This is a genomic window from Streptomyces sp. NPDC002446 (assembly GCF_053595675.1).
Genome location: NZ_JBSFYC010000174.1, coordinates 1 through 1,097 on the forward strand (window position 1 = coordinate 1; position 1,097 = coordinate 1,097).

General features: G+C 73.2%; 1 protein-coding gene. It reads right to left on the bottom strand.

Annotation, left to right across the window (positions count from 1 at the left end):
- On the bottom strand, nucleotides 1–1,091 hold a 1,091-nt coding region (locus ACWD6P_RS37055; protein WP_451448619.1), incomplete at its 3' end, for a beta-ketoacyl synthase N-terminal-like domain-containing protein.
- Between the last annotated feature and the right edge of the window lie 6 nt (nucleotides 1,092–1,097).

Sequence of the window (1,097 nt, forward strand, 5' to 3'; positions counted from 1 at the left end):
GACCGGGGGTCCAGCCCGGCCCGCTCCAGCACCTCCCAGGACGTCTCCAGCAGCAGCCGCTGCTGCGGATCCATCGCCAGCGCCTCCCGCGGCGAGATCCCGAAGAACCCGGCGTCAAAGTCACCCGCGTCGTAGAGGAATCCACCTTCGCAGGAGTAGGTCGTGCCGGGGTGGTCCGGGTCCGGATGGTAGAGGTCCTCGGTGTGCCAGCCGCGGTCGGCCGGGAAGTCGGAGATCACATCGCTGCCGGAGGCGACGAGCTGCCACAGCTCTTCGGGGGTGCGTACCCCGCCCGGATAGCGGCAGGCCATCGAGACGATGACGACCGGGTCGTCGTCCCCGGCGGCCGGGGCCACCGCCGCGGGCGCCGGGGCCGCCGCCGCCCCGCCTTCCCCGCCGGTGACTTCACCGATGAGGTGACGGGCCAGCGCCTCGGGCGTGGGGTGGTCGAAGACCAGTGTCGCGGACAGCTGGAGCCCGGTCGCCGCGTTGAGGCGGTTACGCAGCTCAAGGGCGGTCAGCGAGTCGAAGCCGAGCTCGTTGAAGGCCCGTTCGGCGGGCACCGCCTCCGGTCCCGCGTAGCCCAGGATCTCCGCGGTCTGCGCACACACCAGGCGCAGACCGGCGTCATGGCGCTCCTCCTCGGGCAGGCCTGCGAGGCGCTGTGCGAAGGGCTGCTGCTGCGCGCCGGAATCCGGGGCGTCCGTGGCGGCGCGGCGCAGGGGGCCGGCGACCAGCCCGCGCAGCATGGCCGGTACGTCCCCGGAGCCGACGGCCGTGCGCAGCGCCGGGAGCTCGAACCGGATCGGCACCAGGTGCGTCTCGTCCGCCGCACAGGCCGCGTCGAACAGCGCCAGGCCGTCCTCGGTGGACAGCCCCCGGACACCGGACCGGCTCAGACGGCGCCGGTCGGTCTCCGTCAACTCCCCCGTCATTCCGCCGGATTCGTCCCACAGACCCCAGCCGAGGGAGGTGGCGGGCAGCCCCCGCGCACGCCGCCACTGCGCCAACGCATCCAAGAACGCATTCGCCGCCGCATAACTCCCCTGCCCCGCACCACCCAACGTCCCCGCCGCCGACGAGAACAACACAAACGC